Source organism: Erwinia sp. MYb416, from assembly GCF_037479575.1.
GTDB classification, from domain to species: domain Bacteria; phylum Pseudomonadota; class Gammaproteobacteria; order Enterobacterales; family Enterobacteriaceae; genus Erwinia; species Erwinia rhapontici.
Genome location: NZ_JBBGYT010000439.1, coordinates 360,283 through 377,445 on the forward strand (window position 1 = coordinate 360,283; position 17,163 = coordinate 377,445).

Annotated in this window: 15 protein-coding genes; 2 read left to right on the forward strand and 13 right to left on the reverse strand. The window is 43.5% G+C overall.

Going from position 1 to position 17,163, the window contains the following annotated elements; genetic code table 11:
- Window positions 1–412: 412 nt before the first annotated feature.
- Window positions 413–1,111 (reverse strand): EpsG family protein, encoded by a 699-nt coding sequence (locus WH277_RS20500; protein ID WP_339506698.1) that lies wholly within the window; start codon window positions 1,109–1,111, stop codon window positions 413–415.
- Window positions 1,112–1,712: 601 nt separating this feature from the next.
- Here WH277_RS20500 and WH277_RS20505 point away from each other — a divergent pair.
- Together WH277_RS20505 and WH277_RS20510 are read left to right on the forward strand one after the other, a co-directional pair.
- Window positions 1,713–2,945 (forward strand): oligosaccharide flippase family protein, encoded by a 1,233-nt coding sequence (locus WH277_RS20505; protein ID WP_133841546.1) that lies wholly within the window; start codon window positions 1,713–1,715, stop codon window positions 2,943–2,945.
- Window positions 2,945–3,928, forward strand: coding sequence for a glycosyltransferase family 2 protein (locus WH277_RS20510; protein ID WP_133841545.1), 984 nt, complete (start codon window positions 2,945–2,947; stop codon window positions 3,926–3,928). Before WH277_RS20505 ends, WH277_RS20510 begins: the two co-directional genes overlap by 1 nt.
- 386 nt (window positions 3,929–4,314) lie before the next feature.
- On the opposite strand, the gene WH277_RS20515 is transcribed toward WH277_RS20510, so the two are convergent.
- The 12 genes from WH277_RS20515 to wcaK all read right to left on the reverse strand — a co-directional run bounded on the left by WH277_RS20515 (window position 4,315) and on the right by wcaK (window position 17,047).
- Window positions 4,315–5,106: a glycosyltransferase domain-containing protein gene (locus tag WH277_RS20515; RefSeq protein WP_339506701.1), complete on the reverse strand. Its 792-nt coding sequence runs from the start codon at window positions 5,104–5,106 to the stop codon at window positions 4,315–4,317.
- The gene (locus WH277_RS20520; RefSeq protein WP_212815516.1) at window positions 5,103–5,927 is read right to left on the reverse strand and encodes a glycosyltransferase; all 825 of its coding nucleotides are present in this window, start codon (window positions 5,925–5,927) and stop codon (window positions 5,103–5,105) included. Before WH277_RS20520 ends, WH277_RS20515 begins: the two co-directional genes overlap by 4 nt.
- 159 nt (window positions 5,928–6,086) lie before the next feature.
- Window positions 6,087–6,971: a glycosyltransferase family 2 protein gene (locus WH277_RS20525; protein ID WP_133841542.1), complete on the reverse strand. Its 885-nt coding sequence runs from the start codon at window positions 6,969–6,971 to the stop codon at window positions 6,087–6,089.
- A gap of 127 nt (window positions 6,972–7,098) precedes the next feature.
- Window positions 7,099–7,638: a dTDP-4-dehydrorhamnose 3,5-epimerase gene (gene rfbC, locus WH277_RS20530; RefSeq protein WP_133841541.1), complete on the reverse strand. Its 540-nt coding sequence runs from the start codon at window positions 7,636–7,638 to the stop codon at window positions 7,099–7,101.
- A gap of 4 nt (window positions 7,639–7,642) precedes the next feature.
- Window positions 7,643–8,515, reverse strand: coding sequence for a glucose-1-phosphate thymidylyltransferase RfbA (rfbA, locus tag WH277_RS20535; protein WP_133841540.1), 873 nt, complete (start codon window positions 8,513–8,515; stop codon window positions 7,643–7,645).
- A gap of 33 nt (window positions 8,516–8,548) precedes the next feature.
- Window positions 8,549–9,448, reverse strand: a complete 900-nt coding sequence (gene rfbD, locus WH277_RS20540) for a dTDP-4-dehydrorhamnose reductase (protein WP_339506705.1) — start codon at window positions 9,446–9,448, stop codon at window positions 8,549–8,551.
- A complete protein-coding gene (rfbB, locus tag WH277_RS20545; RefSeq protein WP_167863637.1) occupies window positions 9,445–10,536 on the reverse strand; it encodes a dTDP-glucose 4,6-dehydratase in 1,092 nt (363 codons plus the stop codon). Before rfbB ends, rfbD begins: the two co-directional genes overlap by 4 nt.
- Window positions 10,537–11,126: 590 nt before the next feature.
- On the reverse strand, window positions 11,127–12,140 hold the full coding sequence (gene galE / locus WH277_RS20550) for a UDP-glucose 4-epimerase GalE (RefSeq protein ID WP_339506707.1): 1,014 nt from the start codon (window positions 12,138–12,140) through the stop codon (window positions 11,127–11,129).
- A gap of 46 nt (window positions 12,141–12,186) precedes the next feature.
- On the reverse strand, window positions 12,187–13,083 hold the full coding sequence (galF, locus tag WH277_RS20555; protein WP_339506708.1) for a UTP--glucose-1-phosphate uridylyltransferase GalF: 897 nt from the start codon (window positions 13,081–13,083) through the stop codon (window positions 12,187–12,189).
- A gap of 148 nt (window positions 13,084–13,231) precedes the next feature.
- Entirely contained in the window at window positions 13,232–14,572 is a 1,341-nt protein-coding gene (locus WH277_RS20560; protein ID WP_339506710.1) for a lipopolysaccharide biosynthesis protein, read from the reverse strand.
- Window positions 14,569–15,792: a glycosyltransferase gene (locus WH277_RS20565; RefSeq protein ID WP_159336332.1), complete on the reverse strand. Its 1,224-nt coding sequence runs from the start codon at window positions 15,790–15,792 to the stop codon at window positions 14,569–14,571. Before WH277_RS20565 ends, WH277_RS20560 begins: the two co-directional genes overlap by 4 nt.
- A 4-nt stretch (window positions 15,793–15,796) precedes the next feature.
- Entirely contained in the window at window positions 15,797–17,047 is a 1,251-nt protein-coding gene (wcaK, locus tag WH277_RS20570) for a colanic acid biosynthesis pyruvyl transferase WcaK (protein WP_159336331.1), read from the reverse strand.
- Between the last annotated feature and the right edge of the window lie 116 nt (window positions 17,048–17,163).

Sequence of the window (17,163 nt, forward strand, 5' to 3'; positions counted from 1 at the left end):
AGTTAAAGGCGCCTCAAACCTCTCATGAGTAATAAAATGATTCCGCCCAAAAAGGAACATAAGGAAGCATCAACTTACTATAATATATATTAACAAAGAACATCATTGCTGTTATCAGTGAAATAACAATCAACCCTATGTATTTTTTACGTGAGACATAAATAATGTAGGGAATTACAAATATCTCGGCCACACCCAAAATCTCTGAAAGACGCACTGCGAACACCGGTATATCGAAAAACATCACCCAACATATTGCCGAGAAAATATAAAACCTCAGCATTACGTTGAAAAATTTATCTGCATAACATTCTTTGGGACAAAAAAAGCATACGAGATAGATAACAATTAATCTGATTAACTGCATAACACTAAAAGCATTTACAGCATCGACTTCCCCCAGCCTTGTTTTTTAGTAATAAATGCTAAACTTCTCCTGAACATATCCTATTGGAATATATGAAAAAACACGTGCAAAACCAAAATTAACGACATACAGGGCATATAAAAAAACAATGAGACAGGTATAAAAAAACATTTCCTTCTTATGAACTCTCTCCTTAGAAACAAGAGGCACCATAAGAAAAATGAGAGCTGAGTAGTGGAACAAGAGCGAAAGGAAGATTATTATAAAAAAGTTTTTTTTGTTACCACCAAACCAGTTAGTGATGGCGATTAAAGCTAAAGAAACCGATACCCCAACTCTTATCTGAGTCATTTCATGCAAGAAATAGTAATTACTGAAATATATAAGAACAGATACCAGCGGGAAAACACTAAACTTTCTAATAGAATAGAACTTTAAACTCAACCCTAGCAATGCATAAATAATAAAAATCAACTGAGGGCCATCGGTCAACCACGATGAAATATAACTAAAAAAATAAAAGGTTGGTTCTATAAGTAAATCGACACCATCGATAATATGTTTATAAATATTCAAATAACTCTGATGATCCCTATCAATAACACCCCGGGCAGCACAGAAAAAAAGCAATAAAGTGGCTACAAAAAAGAACATCCATTTCTTAACATTGCTTGAAACTGATACATCAAGAGATAACCAAGAAAAAAAACATATTGTCAGATACCCGGTTAAATATATTGCCATGTTTTTCCTAAAAAATTTTCACAACATCTGTTAACACAACCGCATTTGACCGCATAAATAGCAGTTCAATACAGCAGGCCTTTGGAGGTTTACTGAATGCGAGTCAAACTTTCCTTACAACAATTAATAATTAACCTACAGTTATATCATAACTAACAATCATAATATCAGAACCGAAAATTAAAACTACAACAGTTTTATTGAATCGACATCAAACACCTGAATGATAAACCGATAAAAACACTACATTCCAAATCATAAAAGATGTGAAGCTTCATAAATCAACCTAAACATGTTACAATATAATTATAATTAATGAGGGTGTAATGTATGTTGATAAATAAAAATAAAAACAGTACAATTGCGCTAAGTTATTCATCGCGACAATCACATATCACTCACAGCCTCTTTATTTACTTGTTAAACACATGTCAATTATGATACATCGAAACCGCAGTCTAAATATTCATTCTATATCATTAGTAATCATCAGCTCTCCATCCCAAAAAGGATGCCGCGCAATGAAAATAGTTAATAAAAAAACACACTGTAGTTCTTTAATCTTTTGTGACTATATTTTACTGGCCACTGAGTAATTATTATGATTAAAAGAAAATTTTTTGGTAACTTCTTATCATTAGGTATCATGCAAGGTCTTAACTACTTACTGCCAATACTAATGATTCCTTTTCTTGTCTCTAAGATTGGCCTGTCTAATGTTGGGGTCATCGCAACTATTTCAGCTGTATTTGCGTATGTACAATTAGTTATTGACTATGGTTTCTCGTTAACAGCAACCAGAAATATTTGTCACAACGGCTATGAGCATAATGATGCTTCTGAGATAACAAGTTCAGTTTTAATTATAAAGTTATTATTTTCATTACTATTCTCCCTTCCTATTTTGATAATTTATTATTTCAATGATTACGTTCAAAACAATTCACTTATTATACTTTTCACTTTTTTAATTATAATATCACAGTCGCTTTTTCCTTCATGGCATTTTCAAGCTGCGGAGAAAATGCATTTCATCACATTGTCTAATGCATTTCCAAAACTTTTAGCATTCACTCTTATTTTTCTGATTGTTAAGTCTCCTGAAGATACATGGAAAGTTCAGGCCCTGGCTTTCGTGGGAACATTTTTATCTCTATGCATTAGCATGTTTTTTTTAATAACAAAATTCAATTTTAAATTCAAAATATCTTTGCCAAATATAAAAAGAGAATTAAAGGATGGATTTGAAATATTCTGTGCAAGATTGGCTTCAGGTCTTTATAAAAATTTCAACGTTATTATTTTGGGTGTATTTACTACTACAGTCTATGTAGGTGCATACTCTATCGCTGAGAGAATAGTTCGCAGTGTACAAACAATACAGAACGTTGCAGGCGATGTTTTGTATCCGATTTTTTCGAAAAGAAAGCACACCTCAACTGACTTCTTCAAATACAATTTTTATAAATATTTACCTGCGATTGTTATATCATATAGCTTAGGGGCATCCGCCATTTTCTTTATGTCACCTTCTATATCAAAGTTGATGGCAAAAGAATCATGGGAAATTGTTAACGAATGTTTGAGAATAATGAGTTTGGTTTTTCTTTTTGGTGGATTAAACTACATTATCGCAATACTTGGATTAGCCTCATCAGGTTATTCAAAGGATTTCGCAAAATGTGTTGTAATGACAGGGGTTATAAATGTATTCATTGCGACACTAATGAGTATATGGCTAGGTTTTATCGGAGCTTCAGCTTCACTGGTGTTGAGTGAACTTATATTGCTAATACTGGTTTCATCCAGAGCAAAAAAAACAGGGGTTTTATAATGGATGAGTTGTATATTGCCACAGTCACTTATGCTAATAGAGGAGAATTAGTCGTAAAAACTATTGAAAGCGCAATTATGTCAGGCGCAAAAAAATTCATTATTGTAGATAATGGAAGTTCTTCTCAAAGTCTTACATTGATAAAGGAGATGCACTCTCGGCATGCTGAAATAGAATTATTTATGATTAACAATGAAGCTAACATGGGATCAGCATTTGCTTTTAACCAGGCAATGGACCTCTCATGCGATATAGCGGCAAGTGATTCGTGGGTGCTATTCTTAGACGATGATAATGTTTCTGTAAATGATTCAATTAAACGGTCATATAATATCGCCACATCAAATGAAAATAATTCTGTTTACTTTCTTTATAGGAAAGACAGACAACACTATGTTGATTACATCAGAACAAGAAAACCGGAAACGTTATTAGGAAAGAAAAATTCCTTCATGCAATTCACTATTTTAGGATATCTATCAAAGACTCTTAAAATATTCTCAAAAAATAAAGATCCACACTTTCATTTGAACCTTTCAGATATAGAGAGAGTAGAGACACCATGTGGACCTTATGGCGGCATGCTTATAAATGTAAGTGTTTTAAAAAAAGGAATCAGACCGAAGGTTGAAATGTTTTTATATTTTGACGATACAGAGTTTACAATGAGACTAGGTCGCTCAGGTTGCAGACTATGGATATTACCAACTTGTGAACTAATAGATATTGACCAGTCATGGACAGAAGTCAAACCAGCAAGGTTTTCACTACCTCTTTTTGAAGCTCCAGAATATAAAGTTAAAAATACATTCAGAAATAGAGTTTTTTTTGAGAGAAAATATAACAACAACTCTGACACTGTATATTTAATGAACATCTCCGGATTTATCTTTATATTGTTTATTAAAGCCATCTTATCCGGAAATATTAAAAAAATACCCATGATCGTAGAATCCATCATTGAGGGTTGGAAATTTAAATAGATACATTGCGAGGACCTATTATGAATCCTCGCGTAACATAAACACCCTCTATGTCACTGAAAATATTGATATTTAAAACATATTTTCTTGCATTGCGATTCAATTAAGAACAGCCTTAATAGGATAATTACCAACAGGGAAAATAAAGGGTTATATTATTAATTTAGTTAAAATTTAAATTTATCAAAGGTTTTAAACTAAACATTTATAACATATTATAGCGCAGCAATGTGGTCATTAAAATCACTGTGTGTTTAATTAATATTAAAGGGGTTGTAATATCAATAAATAATTAAATTATCATCCAGAACCCGATTAAAAATGTTGCTCGACGCATTAAATAATAATTAAAACATATGCATGTCTATTTTTAACAGATCCTTTGATTACTGAAAATGTTTCTTAATCTTGATCATAAAAATCAACACAGAACATAATGAACTGTAGAAAATATTTCTCTTTTCATTAATTAGTAAATATAATATTATTTTCTTTAATAAAGGTAACTTTTTCTCAGTATTATGGAATTTTATTTTAAAAAATTTACCGCTAAACTTTGGCCCCCATAAAAAGGCTTCACAAGGAATATTACTTTTCCAAAACAAGTAGCACAAACTTAACTGGTCCCTTGATGAAAATTTAGTTATCATCTCCAACCATTCTTCCATGATGGTTTTTATTTTTTCGCAGCCATGCTTTCTAAAAATTATATTATTTTCATAAAGGCCATACTTTTCAGGAAAACCTTCGTTCTTGTAGAACTGCATTTGTTTCTTTATCCGGTCAGGCTCTCCCTTTCCTAGCCTTAGACATGCTAAAGACTCTTCATAGATACATTCTCTTTCAGCATGCGGAGGTATCGATATCATTTTATTCTTTAATGCAAAATCAAAAGCGTTTGACAGGTTTTTACCTGCTATTTTTATATTCCCATCAATATAAAGACTTTCATCATAATCTGATAAAAATCTATGTGGCATAAACTTATAAATTCTATTCAATCTTGCATTATCTGTTACACCATTGAAATTATCTACGTATTTCACAATCCAATGACTGGACTTTAAGGATTTATTATTTGTGAAACAAATATAATCTATGCTCGAATCCACGTAATCAGGTTCGAGAAGATCATCGTAATCACCAAATATTGCGGTATAAACAACTCTTTTATTCATCGTAATTTTGAATACATCATTTTTTTAATTGGATGAGGCATTAGCGAGAAAAAACCTCTCGCTACGATTAGAGAATATATTTTTAATGACCTGTTTTTTAACAAGAGTGAATATTTAATCCTGAGTTTTACTTCGCTTAATGCTTTATTCAACCCTGAACGACGATGTAATGTATCAGAATTTATTCTGTAATTTATGAGGACTTTGTCTACATTTGAAAATTTGTAACCACGCACCAAAAGCAAAAACCACAATGCAAGATCCTCACTAAAGCAGGTATCTAGTGGGTAACGATTTCCATCTTGAAAAACACGTTTTCTGAACATAACCGTTGGATGTATGAATGGACATTTATAAAGACTATATTTTACCAATTCATCATGCGTGAGTGGCACTTTTTTAACATTTAATGCAAAACTGGCACCGAATTCATGGCAATATCCTCCGAGAACATCAACATCCGGATTTTGTTTTAAATATTCAACCTGTACCATCAAGCGTTCAGGAAGCGAAATATCATCACTATCCATGCGTGCAATATACTCAAATTTACCTTCTGCGATAACTATATCGACAAGATGATTTAATGAAACTGCAAGCCCTCTGTTTGTAGGTGATGATATGATGAACACTCTTTCATCGACAGCATAATAGTCAAGCAACTTACTCAATTCATTATCAATGACACCATCTATCATAATATATAAGCTTATCGATTCTAGCGTCTGATTGAGTATACTCTCTATTGCACTTTTGAGTTGAGATGATATATCATTTTTATAGACGCTCATCACGACAGCGACTGCTTCATTACTCATCATTAACCTTAAAAAAACGAAATTCAAAGGAATGCTTAGACATTTTTATAGGTTATTAATCACAAAACTGTAACCAGTTAATGTAATAATCACTATGATCACATCGAAAAACAACAAGTACTTTTTATGTGAAAAGAAAAAACAACAATATTCTCTATACTATTATTTTGTTTTGTACTTTCCAGTGCGGTTTTTTAATCCATCCAAAATTCCCTGACTAATGAAAAATAACCTTTTTTTTCCTTCAGGGAGAAAGACTGGATAGAATATAAACTTAAAGGAAATTTTTGCTAAGCTACTCAATTTCCAATAAACAGGAACATAATCCCGCCGCATTAGGATGAAAGCATTTCGCACTGCATAGTAATGTCTGAAAGGAGATGGCATTCCAACACTGAGTATATTCAATATTTTGAATTTACCATCACCGAGGCGATGTCCCAGCAATGCTTCAGCATTACGAACCACAATAAATCCGGAACGTTGCAGGCGCCAGCAGTATTCATGATCAACTGCATCAATGAATAGCTCATTGGCCATACCACCTACTTTCTCGTAAGCTATTTTGGGAATTAAACTACCTGAACTTAATATACAACTCACTTTCATGAAATGGTTATGAAGTAAAGGGGTTCCTTTCATAACCTTTGCAACATTCACTTCATTTGTATATCGATCATAATCTTGAGCGCCAACCAAACCAACATTCAAGCCTGTATTTTTTAATTCAATATAGCAACTCAACAATCTCTCGACCATATCAGTATTCGCAAGACTATCCTGGTCCATCTGAAGAATAAAATCAGCATGATGACTATTAAATGCCAAATCCATTCCAATAGATTGTGCTGCGGCAATACCAATATTTTCACCAAAATTTTCGATAAAAATACAATCCGAATTCTCAAACAGATCTGTAGTAAGCGGCTCTAATGAGTTATTACAAATAATAACACCATCAGTCTGAGATAATAAATTATTCACGCTTTCAACAAGAAGTTCAACATCTGGATTATAAGTTACTAAAATAGTGATAATCTTATTCATTACTAAAATCCCGGTTACAACAATGTTCTACTTGTCATTAAATGAACATCAACTTAACTAATTCACTGTAACAGCATAACAATCATAAAGTCTAAGTTTACTTTCAATACTGGATGGTGTTTTATTTTTACATTAATATATCTTTGAACGCTGAAGCTTGTTGATCTTTCTCAGAAATGCAAGAGGCGTTAACTGGCCATCCAATATTTAAATCGGGATCATCCCATTTAATTGAACGTTCAGATTCTTTGTTATAAAGGTTGTTGGTTTTATATAGAATTTCCACACCTTCTGTAAGTGCAATAAAGCCATGGGCAAAACCTTCTGGTATCCAAAGCTGTTTTTTATTCTCTGCGGATAACTTAACACCCACCCATTGCCCATAAGTTGGAGAATCAGAACGTATATCTACCGCAACATCGAAAATATCACCAACAACACAGCGTACCAGCTTCCCCTGCGCATGCGGCGCAACCTGATAGTGCAAACCGCGAAGAACACCTTTAGAGGACTTCGAATGGTTGTCTTGTACAAATTCGACTTTGCGGCCTACTGCTTCTTCAAACACTTTCTGGCTGAAACTCTCAAAAAAGAAACCGCGCTCATCGCCGAAAACTTTAGGCTCAAAAATCAACACATCCGGAATATCTGTTTTAATCACTTTCATGACATCAGTAACCTTTCACCATCTTGAGCAGATACTGCCCGTATTCATTCTTGGCTAATGGGGCAGCCAGTTTCTTCACCTGCTCAGCGTCGATAAACCCTTTGCGATAGGCAATCTCTTCCGGACATGAGACTTTCAGGCCCTGACGTTGCTCAATGGTCTGAATAAAGTTGCTCGCCTCAATCAGACTGTGGTGCGTACCGGTATCCAGCCACGCATAGCCACGCCCCATCATCGCCACCGACAGGTTGCCCTGATCCATATACAGGCGGTTGATGTCGGTAATTTCCAACTCGCCGCGATGTGACGGTTTCAGGCTTTTCGCCATTTCCACTACGCTATTGTCGTAGAAATAGAGCCCGGTAACCGCATAGTTACTCTTGGGCTCCAGCGGTTTCTCTTCCAGAGAGACCGCAATGCCGTCTTTATCAAACTCCACCACGCCATAACGCTCAGGATCATTAACATGGTAAGCAAATACCGTCGCGCCGGAGGTCTGGCTTACTGCCGCTTGCAGCTCTTTCGGCAGGTCGTGGCCGTAGAAGATATTGTCGCCTAACACCAGTGCACAGCTATCTTCACCAATGAACTCTTCACCCAGAATAAAGGCCTGTGCCAGGCCATCGGGGCTCTCCTGTACAATGTATTGCAGGTTAAGCCCCCACTGGCTGCCATCGCCCAGCAGCTGTTCAAAACGCGGCGTATCTTGCGGGGTACTGATAATCAGAATATCGCGAATGCCTGCCAGCATCAGCGTGCTGAGAGGGTAGTAGATCATGGGTTTATCGTAGATGGGCAGCAGTTGCTTGCTGACGGCCATAGTGACCGGATACAGGCGGGTTCCAGACCCCCCTGCCAAAATAATTCCTTTACGCATGAGATATCTCTAATTTATATCGGGTTAATGAGGTCAGAGCGCATTAAACGCGGCTAACTCAGCCATCATCCGCTGAACCCCGCGTTGCCAGTCGGGCAAGGTCAGACCAAACGTGTTTTGAAATTTACGTGTATCCAGCCGGGAGTTAAGCGGACGCTGCGCGGGCGTTGGATAGTGGCTGGTGTTCAACGGATGTACCGTCTTCAAGACTAACTCAACACCTGCGTCTTTTGCTTCGGCAAACACGACGTTAGCGTAATCATACCAGGTCGTAGTGCCCGCTGCGGCAAGGTGATATAACCCCGCCACCGACGGATCGCGCATCGCAGCAGTAATAGCATGAGCCGTACAATCCGCGATCAGATCAGCCCCGGTTGGTGCGCCATGCTGATCGTTAATCACTGACAGTTCATCACGCTGCTTCGCCAGACGAAGCATCGTTTTGGCAAAATTATTACCTTTGGTGGCATACACCCAACTGGTGCGGAAAATCAGATGCCGGGAACAATACTGCTGAATGGCCAACTCACCGGCCAGTTTGCTGGCACCATACACATTAAGCGGCCCAGTGGAATCGTCTTCTTGCCAGGCCTGCGCACCCTGTCCCGGAAACACGTAGTCAGTCGAATAGTGAACCAGCCAGGCACTCAGCGATTCGGCCTCTTTAGCAATAGCTTCTACGGTCAATGCATTGACACGAAGCGCCTGCTCAGGCTCACTCTCGGCTTTATCAACGGCAGTGTATGCCGCAGCATTCACAATCACATCAGGGCGGATGCTGCGGATCGTAGCGATAATTCCCTTGGTATCAGCAAAGTCACCGCAATATTCTGTTGATGATGTAGCCAGCGCGGTAACGTTCCCCAGTGGAGCCAGCGCACGCTGCAATTCCCAGCCGACCTGGCCATTTTTACCGAACAGCAGAATATTCATGGCTGACGTTCACTGTAGTTCTGTTCAATCCATGACTGATAGGCGCCGCTTTTGACGTTACTCACCCACTCGGTATTGTCCAGATACCACTGCACCGTCTTGCGGATCCCGCTATCAAATGTTTCCTGTGGTTGCCAGTTAAGTTCTTGACTGATTTTAGAGGCATCAATCGCATAGCGACGGTCGTGCCCCGGGCGGTCGGCAACATAGGTAATCTGCTCACGGTAGCGAGTGGCTTTCGGCACCATCTCATCCAACAGATCACAGATGGTTTCTACCACCTCTAAATTCTGCTTTTCGTTATGGCCGCCGATATTGTAGGTTTCACCTATCTTACCCTTTGTTACCACCGTATAAAGTGCGCGCGCATGGTCTTCCACATACAACCAGTCGCGGATCTGATCGCCACGTCCGTAAACCGGCAAAGGCTTACCGTCGAGTGCATTCAGGATCACTAAAGGGATCAGTTTTTCCGGGAAGTGATAAGGGCCGTAATTGTTTGAGCAGTTGGTAATTATCGTTGGCAAACCGTAGGTACGAAGCCAGGCACGGACTAAATGGTCACTGGAGGCTTTTGATGCCGAATACGGGCTGCTGGGTGCATAGGCGGTGGTTTCGGTAAATAATGGCAGCGCAGCTGAGTCATCATTCATCTCGTCCGGATGAGGTAAATCTCCGTAGACTTCGTCGGTGGAAATATGGTGGAAACGGAAAGCCGTTTTGCGCGTAGAATCCAGCCCGCTCCAGTAACTGCGCGCTGCCTCCAGCATGATATAAGTGCCGACAATGTTGGTTTCAATAAAATCAGCCGGGCCGCTGATGGAGCGGTCTACGTGGCTTTCAGCCGCCAGATGCATTACCACATCAGGTTGATGTTCATTGAAAATCGCACTAATGGCATCTTTGTCACAGATGTCGGCCTGTACAAAAGCATAACGCGCATCATTGCTGACACCAACTACGGACTCAGGATTGCCCGCATACGTGAGTTTATCAACGTTCACGACACTGTCTGTAGTCTGCGTAATAATATGGCGAACTACTGCTGAACCAATAAATCCGGCGCCGCCGGTCACTAGAATTTTCACGCCGTCGTTCTCTCTTTGGCTAATATCAATAATGCTAAGAATGCTCGCTGATGGTCATTGGGCCGTCAAACAGCGTGGTGAAGTCACAGTCATTTTTTGCCGTACTTTTATGGCGTATAACATCAACAGGTATACGGTGATGACCAGAATTGTTGTTATCAAATGTGCATACTGTTTCGCCTGGCCACGCTACCGCCACTGGCTGTAGCCACCAGATAGCTGTCTCTTACCTCGTTACACAAGCATAGCCTGACCCTGTCACTCGACGTGCTTTTCATAACCAGATTAGTCCTGGAAATAATCAGACATAAAGCCTCACAAAATCCAGCGCCAATTTTTATACTAAGTACTGGACCATACAAGCCTAATCTCTATTTTTTTGTGGGTTTGACGCTTTCGACATTTAATGGACAATTAAGCAACACTGATAGGTTATTTTCTAACTCACCTTAGCAAGTGCTCTCTTACGCACGCTCTACCTACAGTAACTATTGGAAATATAGAGGGTTAAAATATACCATTGCCACAGCCCACAAACAAAAAAACTCCCAGATCAGGGAGTTTTATACACAAGGGATTTCACGTTTTATTCAACGATACCCATTAGGATTCTTCGACTGCCAGTTCCACGTATCACGCATCATCTCATCGATACCGCGTGACACACGCCAGTCCAGCTCTTTGTCCGCCAGCGAGGCATCCGCCCAGAACGCAGGAAGATCGCCATCACGGCGCGGTGAGATCTGGTAAGGCACAGGCTTACCTGCGGCTTTCTCAAAGGCTTTCACCATCTCCAGCACCGAGTACCCTACCCCGGCACCGAGGTTGTAAGCTTTGTAGCCATCAACCGCAGCAATATGGTCCAGCGCTTTAAGATGGCCTTCAGCCAGATCCATCACGTGAATGTAGTCGCGTTCGCCGGTGCCATCTTTCGTTGGGTAATCTCCGCCAAAGATGCCCAGTTTCTCCAGACGGCCAATGGCCACCTGAGCAATGTACGGCAGCAGGTTGTTCGGGATGCCGTTCGGGTCTTCGCCGATCTGGCCAGACTCATGCGCCCCCACCGGGTTGAAATAACGCAGCGCGATGGTTTTGAATTCCGGGTTCGCTTTGGCATAGTCACGCAGAATCTGCTCAACCATCAGCTTTGAGGTACCATACGGGCTGGTTGTGCCGCCAATTGGCGTGGTTTCCACATAAGGAACCGGCGCATCGGCACCGTAGACGGTTGCTGAAGAGCTGAAGATAAACTGATTCACACCCGCAGCACGCATCTCTTCCAGCAGCACCAGCGTACCAGTAACGTTATTCTGGTAATACTCCAGCGGTTTGCGGGTGGATTCGCCCACGGCTTTCAGGCCGGCAAAGTGAATCACGGCATCGATGCGGTTACTGGTAAAAATATCGCGCAGGCACGCACGGTCGAGGATATCCCCTTCGCAGAAGGTGGCCGTTTTACCCGTCAGCTTCTCTACGCGGTTAATCGATTCGCGTGAGGCATTGCTCAGGTTATCCAGTACGACAACATCATCACCACGTTGCAGCAGCGATAACACGGTATGGGAACCGATATAGCCCGCCCCGCCCGTTACTAAAATTGCCATGTTGACTCCTTCAGACCACGCCCGGCGCGGCCATAATCAAATAAGATTACTTAGCCAGAATTTTTTGAATTTCTTCACGGAACTCGCGGCCCTGAGCGTGGTTACGCAGGCCCCAGGTCACAAACGCTTTCATATAGCCCAGTTTACGACCGCAGTCGAAGCTGTCGCCACTCAGCAGGTGTGCATCAACCGGCTGTTTTTTGTTAAGGTTGGCAATCGCATCGGTCAGTTGATAGCGGCCCCAGGCACCCGGCTCAAGGTTTTCCAGTTCTGGCCAGATATCCGCAGACAATACATAGCGGCCAACCGCAGCCAGATCAGAATTCAGGGTCTGTGGTTGCTCTGGTTTTTCCACGAACTCGACAATAGAACTGACCTTGCCAGGGAAGTCCAGCGGCTCCTCGGTGGTGATCACGGAGTATTCAGACAGATCCGCGTCAGGCATATGGTGGGCGAGTACCTGGCTACGACCTGTCTCTTCAAAGCGTGCCACCATCGCGGCAAGGTTGTAACGCAGCGGATCGGCACTGGCGTTATCCAGCAATACGTCCGGCAGGACCACCACGAAGGCATCATCATGCAGCATCGGGCGGGCACATAACAGGGAGTTTGCCAGGCCCAGTGGCTGCGGCTGACGCACGTTCATGATCGTCACACCCGGCGGGCAGATAGACTGCACTTCACTCAGGAGCTGACGTTTCACACGCGCTTCAAGCAGGGCTTCAAGCTCATAGGACGTATCAAAGTGGTTTTCAACCGCATTCTTGGATGCATGAGTGACCAGGACAATTTCCTTGATACCCGCTGCCACACACTCATCGATGATGTACTGAATCATCGGCTTGTCGACAACAGGCAACATCTCTTTAGGAATGGCTTTTGTAGCAGGGAGCATATGCATACCGAGACCCGCAACCGGGATAACTGCTTTAAGCTTGGTCATAGTGTTTCCATATAAATGAAGTAAAAAACGTCCATTGATTATGCATTAAAGAGATGATTCACAAGTATAATCTTAATCTGAAAAATAAGCAGCCAGGGCCAGCAATAAAAAAGGCCACCATCACGGTGACCTTATATTTATTACCGGGTTACAGCCAGTGAGTGAACCATTCCGGCCTGATAAACAGATTGAAATAACTCACCAGCGCCATGATCCCGACAAACACCACCGCCACCGACATCCACTGACGAGCATAGGGGATAAACGGAATGCCAATCACCGGTTTGATAAAGAACGGATGGGCAAAGGCAGAGATGAGCACCTGAGAAATCGACAGCGTCAGCGCCACATACCAGACGTTCGGCCAGATCCAGGTGGTTGCCAGTACCAGCACCACGATGATGCTTGCCACCACATTCCACCAGAACTCGACGTTGGTACGGCCGTTAGCCTGAGATATCGCACCGGTCAGCCCGCCCATCGGACGCAGCATACCGAACAGCAGCATCAGAGGGATCAGCGGCGCAACCGCCTCATGCGCCGGGCCGTAAAGGACACGCACTATCACCGGGGAGAGGATACCTATCGCCAGATACATCAGGCTGCTGAACAGCATGATCACGAAGGTGCCTTTCAGGAATAACTTCTGCAACTGCGCAGGTTCGTGCTGTTTCTCAGCAAAGCGTGGCAGAGCCAGGCGATTAATCACCGGCGTTACCAGTTTCAGCGGTTGCAGCACCAGCTCTTTCGCCAGTGAGTACACCCCGAGCATTTCAGCGCCCATCACTTTACCGACGATCAGGGAGTCGGCCTGGGTACGTAACTGGTTAATCGTCTGTGAGCCCAGCTGATACACACCGTACTTCATCGAACTGAAGAACGTCGACTTATCAAACTCGAAGGTCGGCCGCCAGGACTTCTCACCAAACCAGATCATGCACAGAATGCGCATCGCGGCATTGGCAAACAGGCCGAGGATCACCGCAGAGACATTGAGCGGCGAGTAGTAAAGCAGCCCCACCGTCAGTGCAAAGGCAAGAAACTTGGTGACCATTTCGATCTTCGCCAGCAGCACCATGCGTTTGGCTTTAACGAAATGGGCCTGATACTGCGACAGCGATCCCAGTACCAGGAAGTTAATGCTGGTTAGCATGATCAGCCCGGTGAGTTCCGGAATGTGGTAGAAATGCGCGATCGGCCAGGCAATGGCGATCAACAGCAATCCGGTCATCAGACTGAGTAAAACGTTCACCCAGTAGATGGTGCTCTGCTCCTTGCGGGTGATGTTCTGGCGATGGACGATGTAGCTGCTCATCCCCATATCCTGCAACACCATCGCCACGGCCAGAATGGCGTTAATAATCGCCAGAATACCCAGCTCGTGGGTCTCCAGCTTACGCGCCAGCACCCCAAGCTGTATCACCTGTAACACGGCGGCGAAACAGGTACCACCAAACAGCCATACGGCCTGATTTTTTAAACTACTCACGCTAATTGCTCCAGAATCTCTGCCAGTTCGCGGTAGGCGATATGCTGGTTAAATTCGGTTTCTACCTTGTGCCGTGCGGCCACCACCACCGGTGCGATATCGGCCTCACCCTGTGACAGTTTCAGCAGAATGGCGGCGAGAGCGCTCGCATCGCCTTCCGGTGCCAGCCAGCCGGACACATTGTGTTCAATCAGTTCAGGAATACCACTGTGCTCGCTGGACACCACCGGCAGCCCGACGGCCATCGCTTCCATCAACGCCACCGGTATCCCTTCCATGTCTCCATCCGCTGCGGTCAGCGACGGAAGCAGGAAGATATCGGCTTCATCGAGATAGCGTTTGATCTCTTCCTGCGGCTTAAAGCCGACCATTTTCACGCAGTCAGCCAGATCGGCCGCCGCAATGGTGGCACGCAGTTCCTCTTCGAGGTCACCGTTGCCGACAATGGTGTATTCAAACTGTCCGCCCTGCGCTTTAAGGATTTTGCAGGCATCAATTGCCACGCCCAGCCCTTTCTTCTCGGTAAGGCGCGCCACGGAAAGAATGCGCAGCGGCTGATGGAGAGAATCCCTGATTTTGAGATTAAATTTCTCCGGCTCGATGCCCATGCGCGTTACATGAATCTTCTCTGCCGGGCAGCCCATGCTAATCAGCTTGTTCTCCCACAGGTGGCTGATAGGCAGCAGCAAATCGGTCTGGGTAAACAGGCGTGCATAGTCATCTTTATGCTCGTCGAGGATATGGCGGCGTGAAATATCGGCACCGTGGAAGACGGTCGCCTGCTTGCCCTGCAGAACATTCAGTTCACGCAGTTTATTGGCGAGCGCCCCGGCATAACCGAAGTGCACTAAAAACACATCGGCAACGAACGGGGTTTTGTTGGCGGCCACAATTGCCGGCAGCAGCAGCTTGCTGGATTGGGCGCCATAGCGCCCGATATTGAAGGATTTTAACGTGGCGGTATTGAGGATTTTTGGCAGCACAATTTGCAGACGCTGTTTCAATTTATCCGCATTACTGACCTTCTCTTCTGGCAGCAGATAGTGGGTCTTCTCTGCCAGATGATAACGGTCAAACGCACCGTGTCGATTCACCAGGTCGCCCGGAAAAACCGAAATGATCTCAACGTCGTAGCCGATATCAATAAAATGCGTCACCTGGTTCAGTACGAAGGTTTCCGAGGAAACCGGAAATCGCATCGTGAAAAATGTCAGTTTCATTGGTTCACCCTAAGCGTTTGACCACGTCGTCAGTGATACGGTTACCCAGGATCCGTTCCTGTTCCACAGCCGTATCAACCTGCTGCTTCACCGCCTCATAGTTATCCAGCACATTATTCACCCGCGTGATAATGCTGCCGTCCATCAGACTCTTCACATCGCTGGCCATGTCTGGCAGCCCAAGTTGGTTCATCACGCCCAGAGATTTGTGCTCGTAGTTAATCGCCACCGCTGGTGTCCCAAAGTTCATTGAGATAATTGCGGAGTGTAAACGGGTGCCAATCGTGAGATGGCACTGACCCAGCAGGATACCCAGCTCAAGGTCGTTAAATTCATCCATGATCACGTGGTACTTATCTTTCTGCTCAATATGATCGCTCAGTGTCATTGCCACCATACGGTCATCTTTGTTGTAGCTGTCGATGCCGGTACAGGTGGAGAAGGCGACCACCTGATAACCACGTGCAATCATCGCGTTGATCACACGTCCAAACGCCGCTTCGTACTGCTGCTGGGTCACCCCAAGGCGCTTATCGAAAGGTGCCAGTTCACGCACGGTAATGGCGATCGTTTTTTGCTGGCCAATGACCTGCTGCCAGTGCACCAGGTTATGACCCGGTTCTTCCACCTCACGTGCACGGACCAGGAAGGCGGTATCAGCACCTTTTACCACTTTCCCGGTGGTGATACCGCCCTGCTTCATCATCTCCAGGCTGACGCTTTCGCGCAGCACCAGACTATCGACGCGGTCGAACACGAAGTTCGCAATTTCATTGAAACGCGGCTTCTGGAACGGGCCCACGCTGTGGCCGATCATATGGATCGGTTTCTTCGCCAGCAGCGCACACAGTGAATGCTCAAACTGCAACGGACCGTACAGATCCACAAAGAACGAACCGCCAACCTGGATAATCGCATCGTACTGCTTCAGGTTGTCGCTGAATTCCTGTAAATACTGCGGCACCGGAAACAGCTTGAACACGCCCTTATTCGCGATATGCGCCATCATAATTTTTGGCATCAGGCGGCGTTTGATCTTATCGACGATCTTGTTTTTGCCCTTTTTGGTCTGCAAAAAGAGCGCATCAGGCAGAATGTCTTGCTGGAGCAGGTAACCAGAACTGGTTGGATAACGGCTAATAATGTCGATATCAATATCGTTCCTTGCCAGGTTCAACGAATCAATAATCCCGCGTAAAATAGCGCCATCACCACGATTTCCACATGTATGATTGCCAACTAATAAAATCTTCATAACTACTCCAGAAAAATTTTTGTAATTTTTACAGGCTAACGCCCATCAATGCAGCTGAATCGTTTAAAACAGGCTGCCTGTCCTGCCCGAGGAAAAACAGCCTGATAACTCTGAAA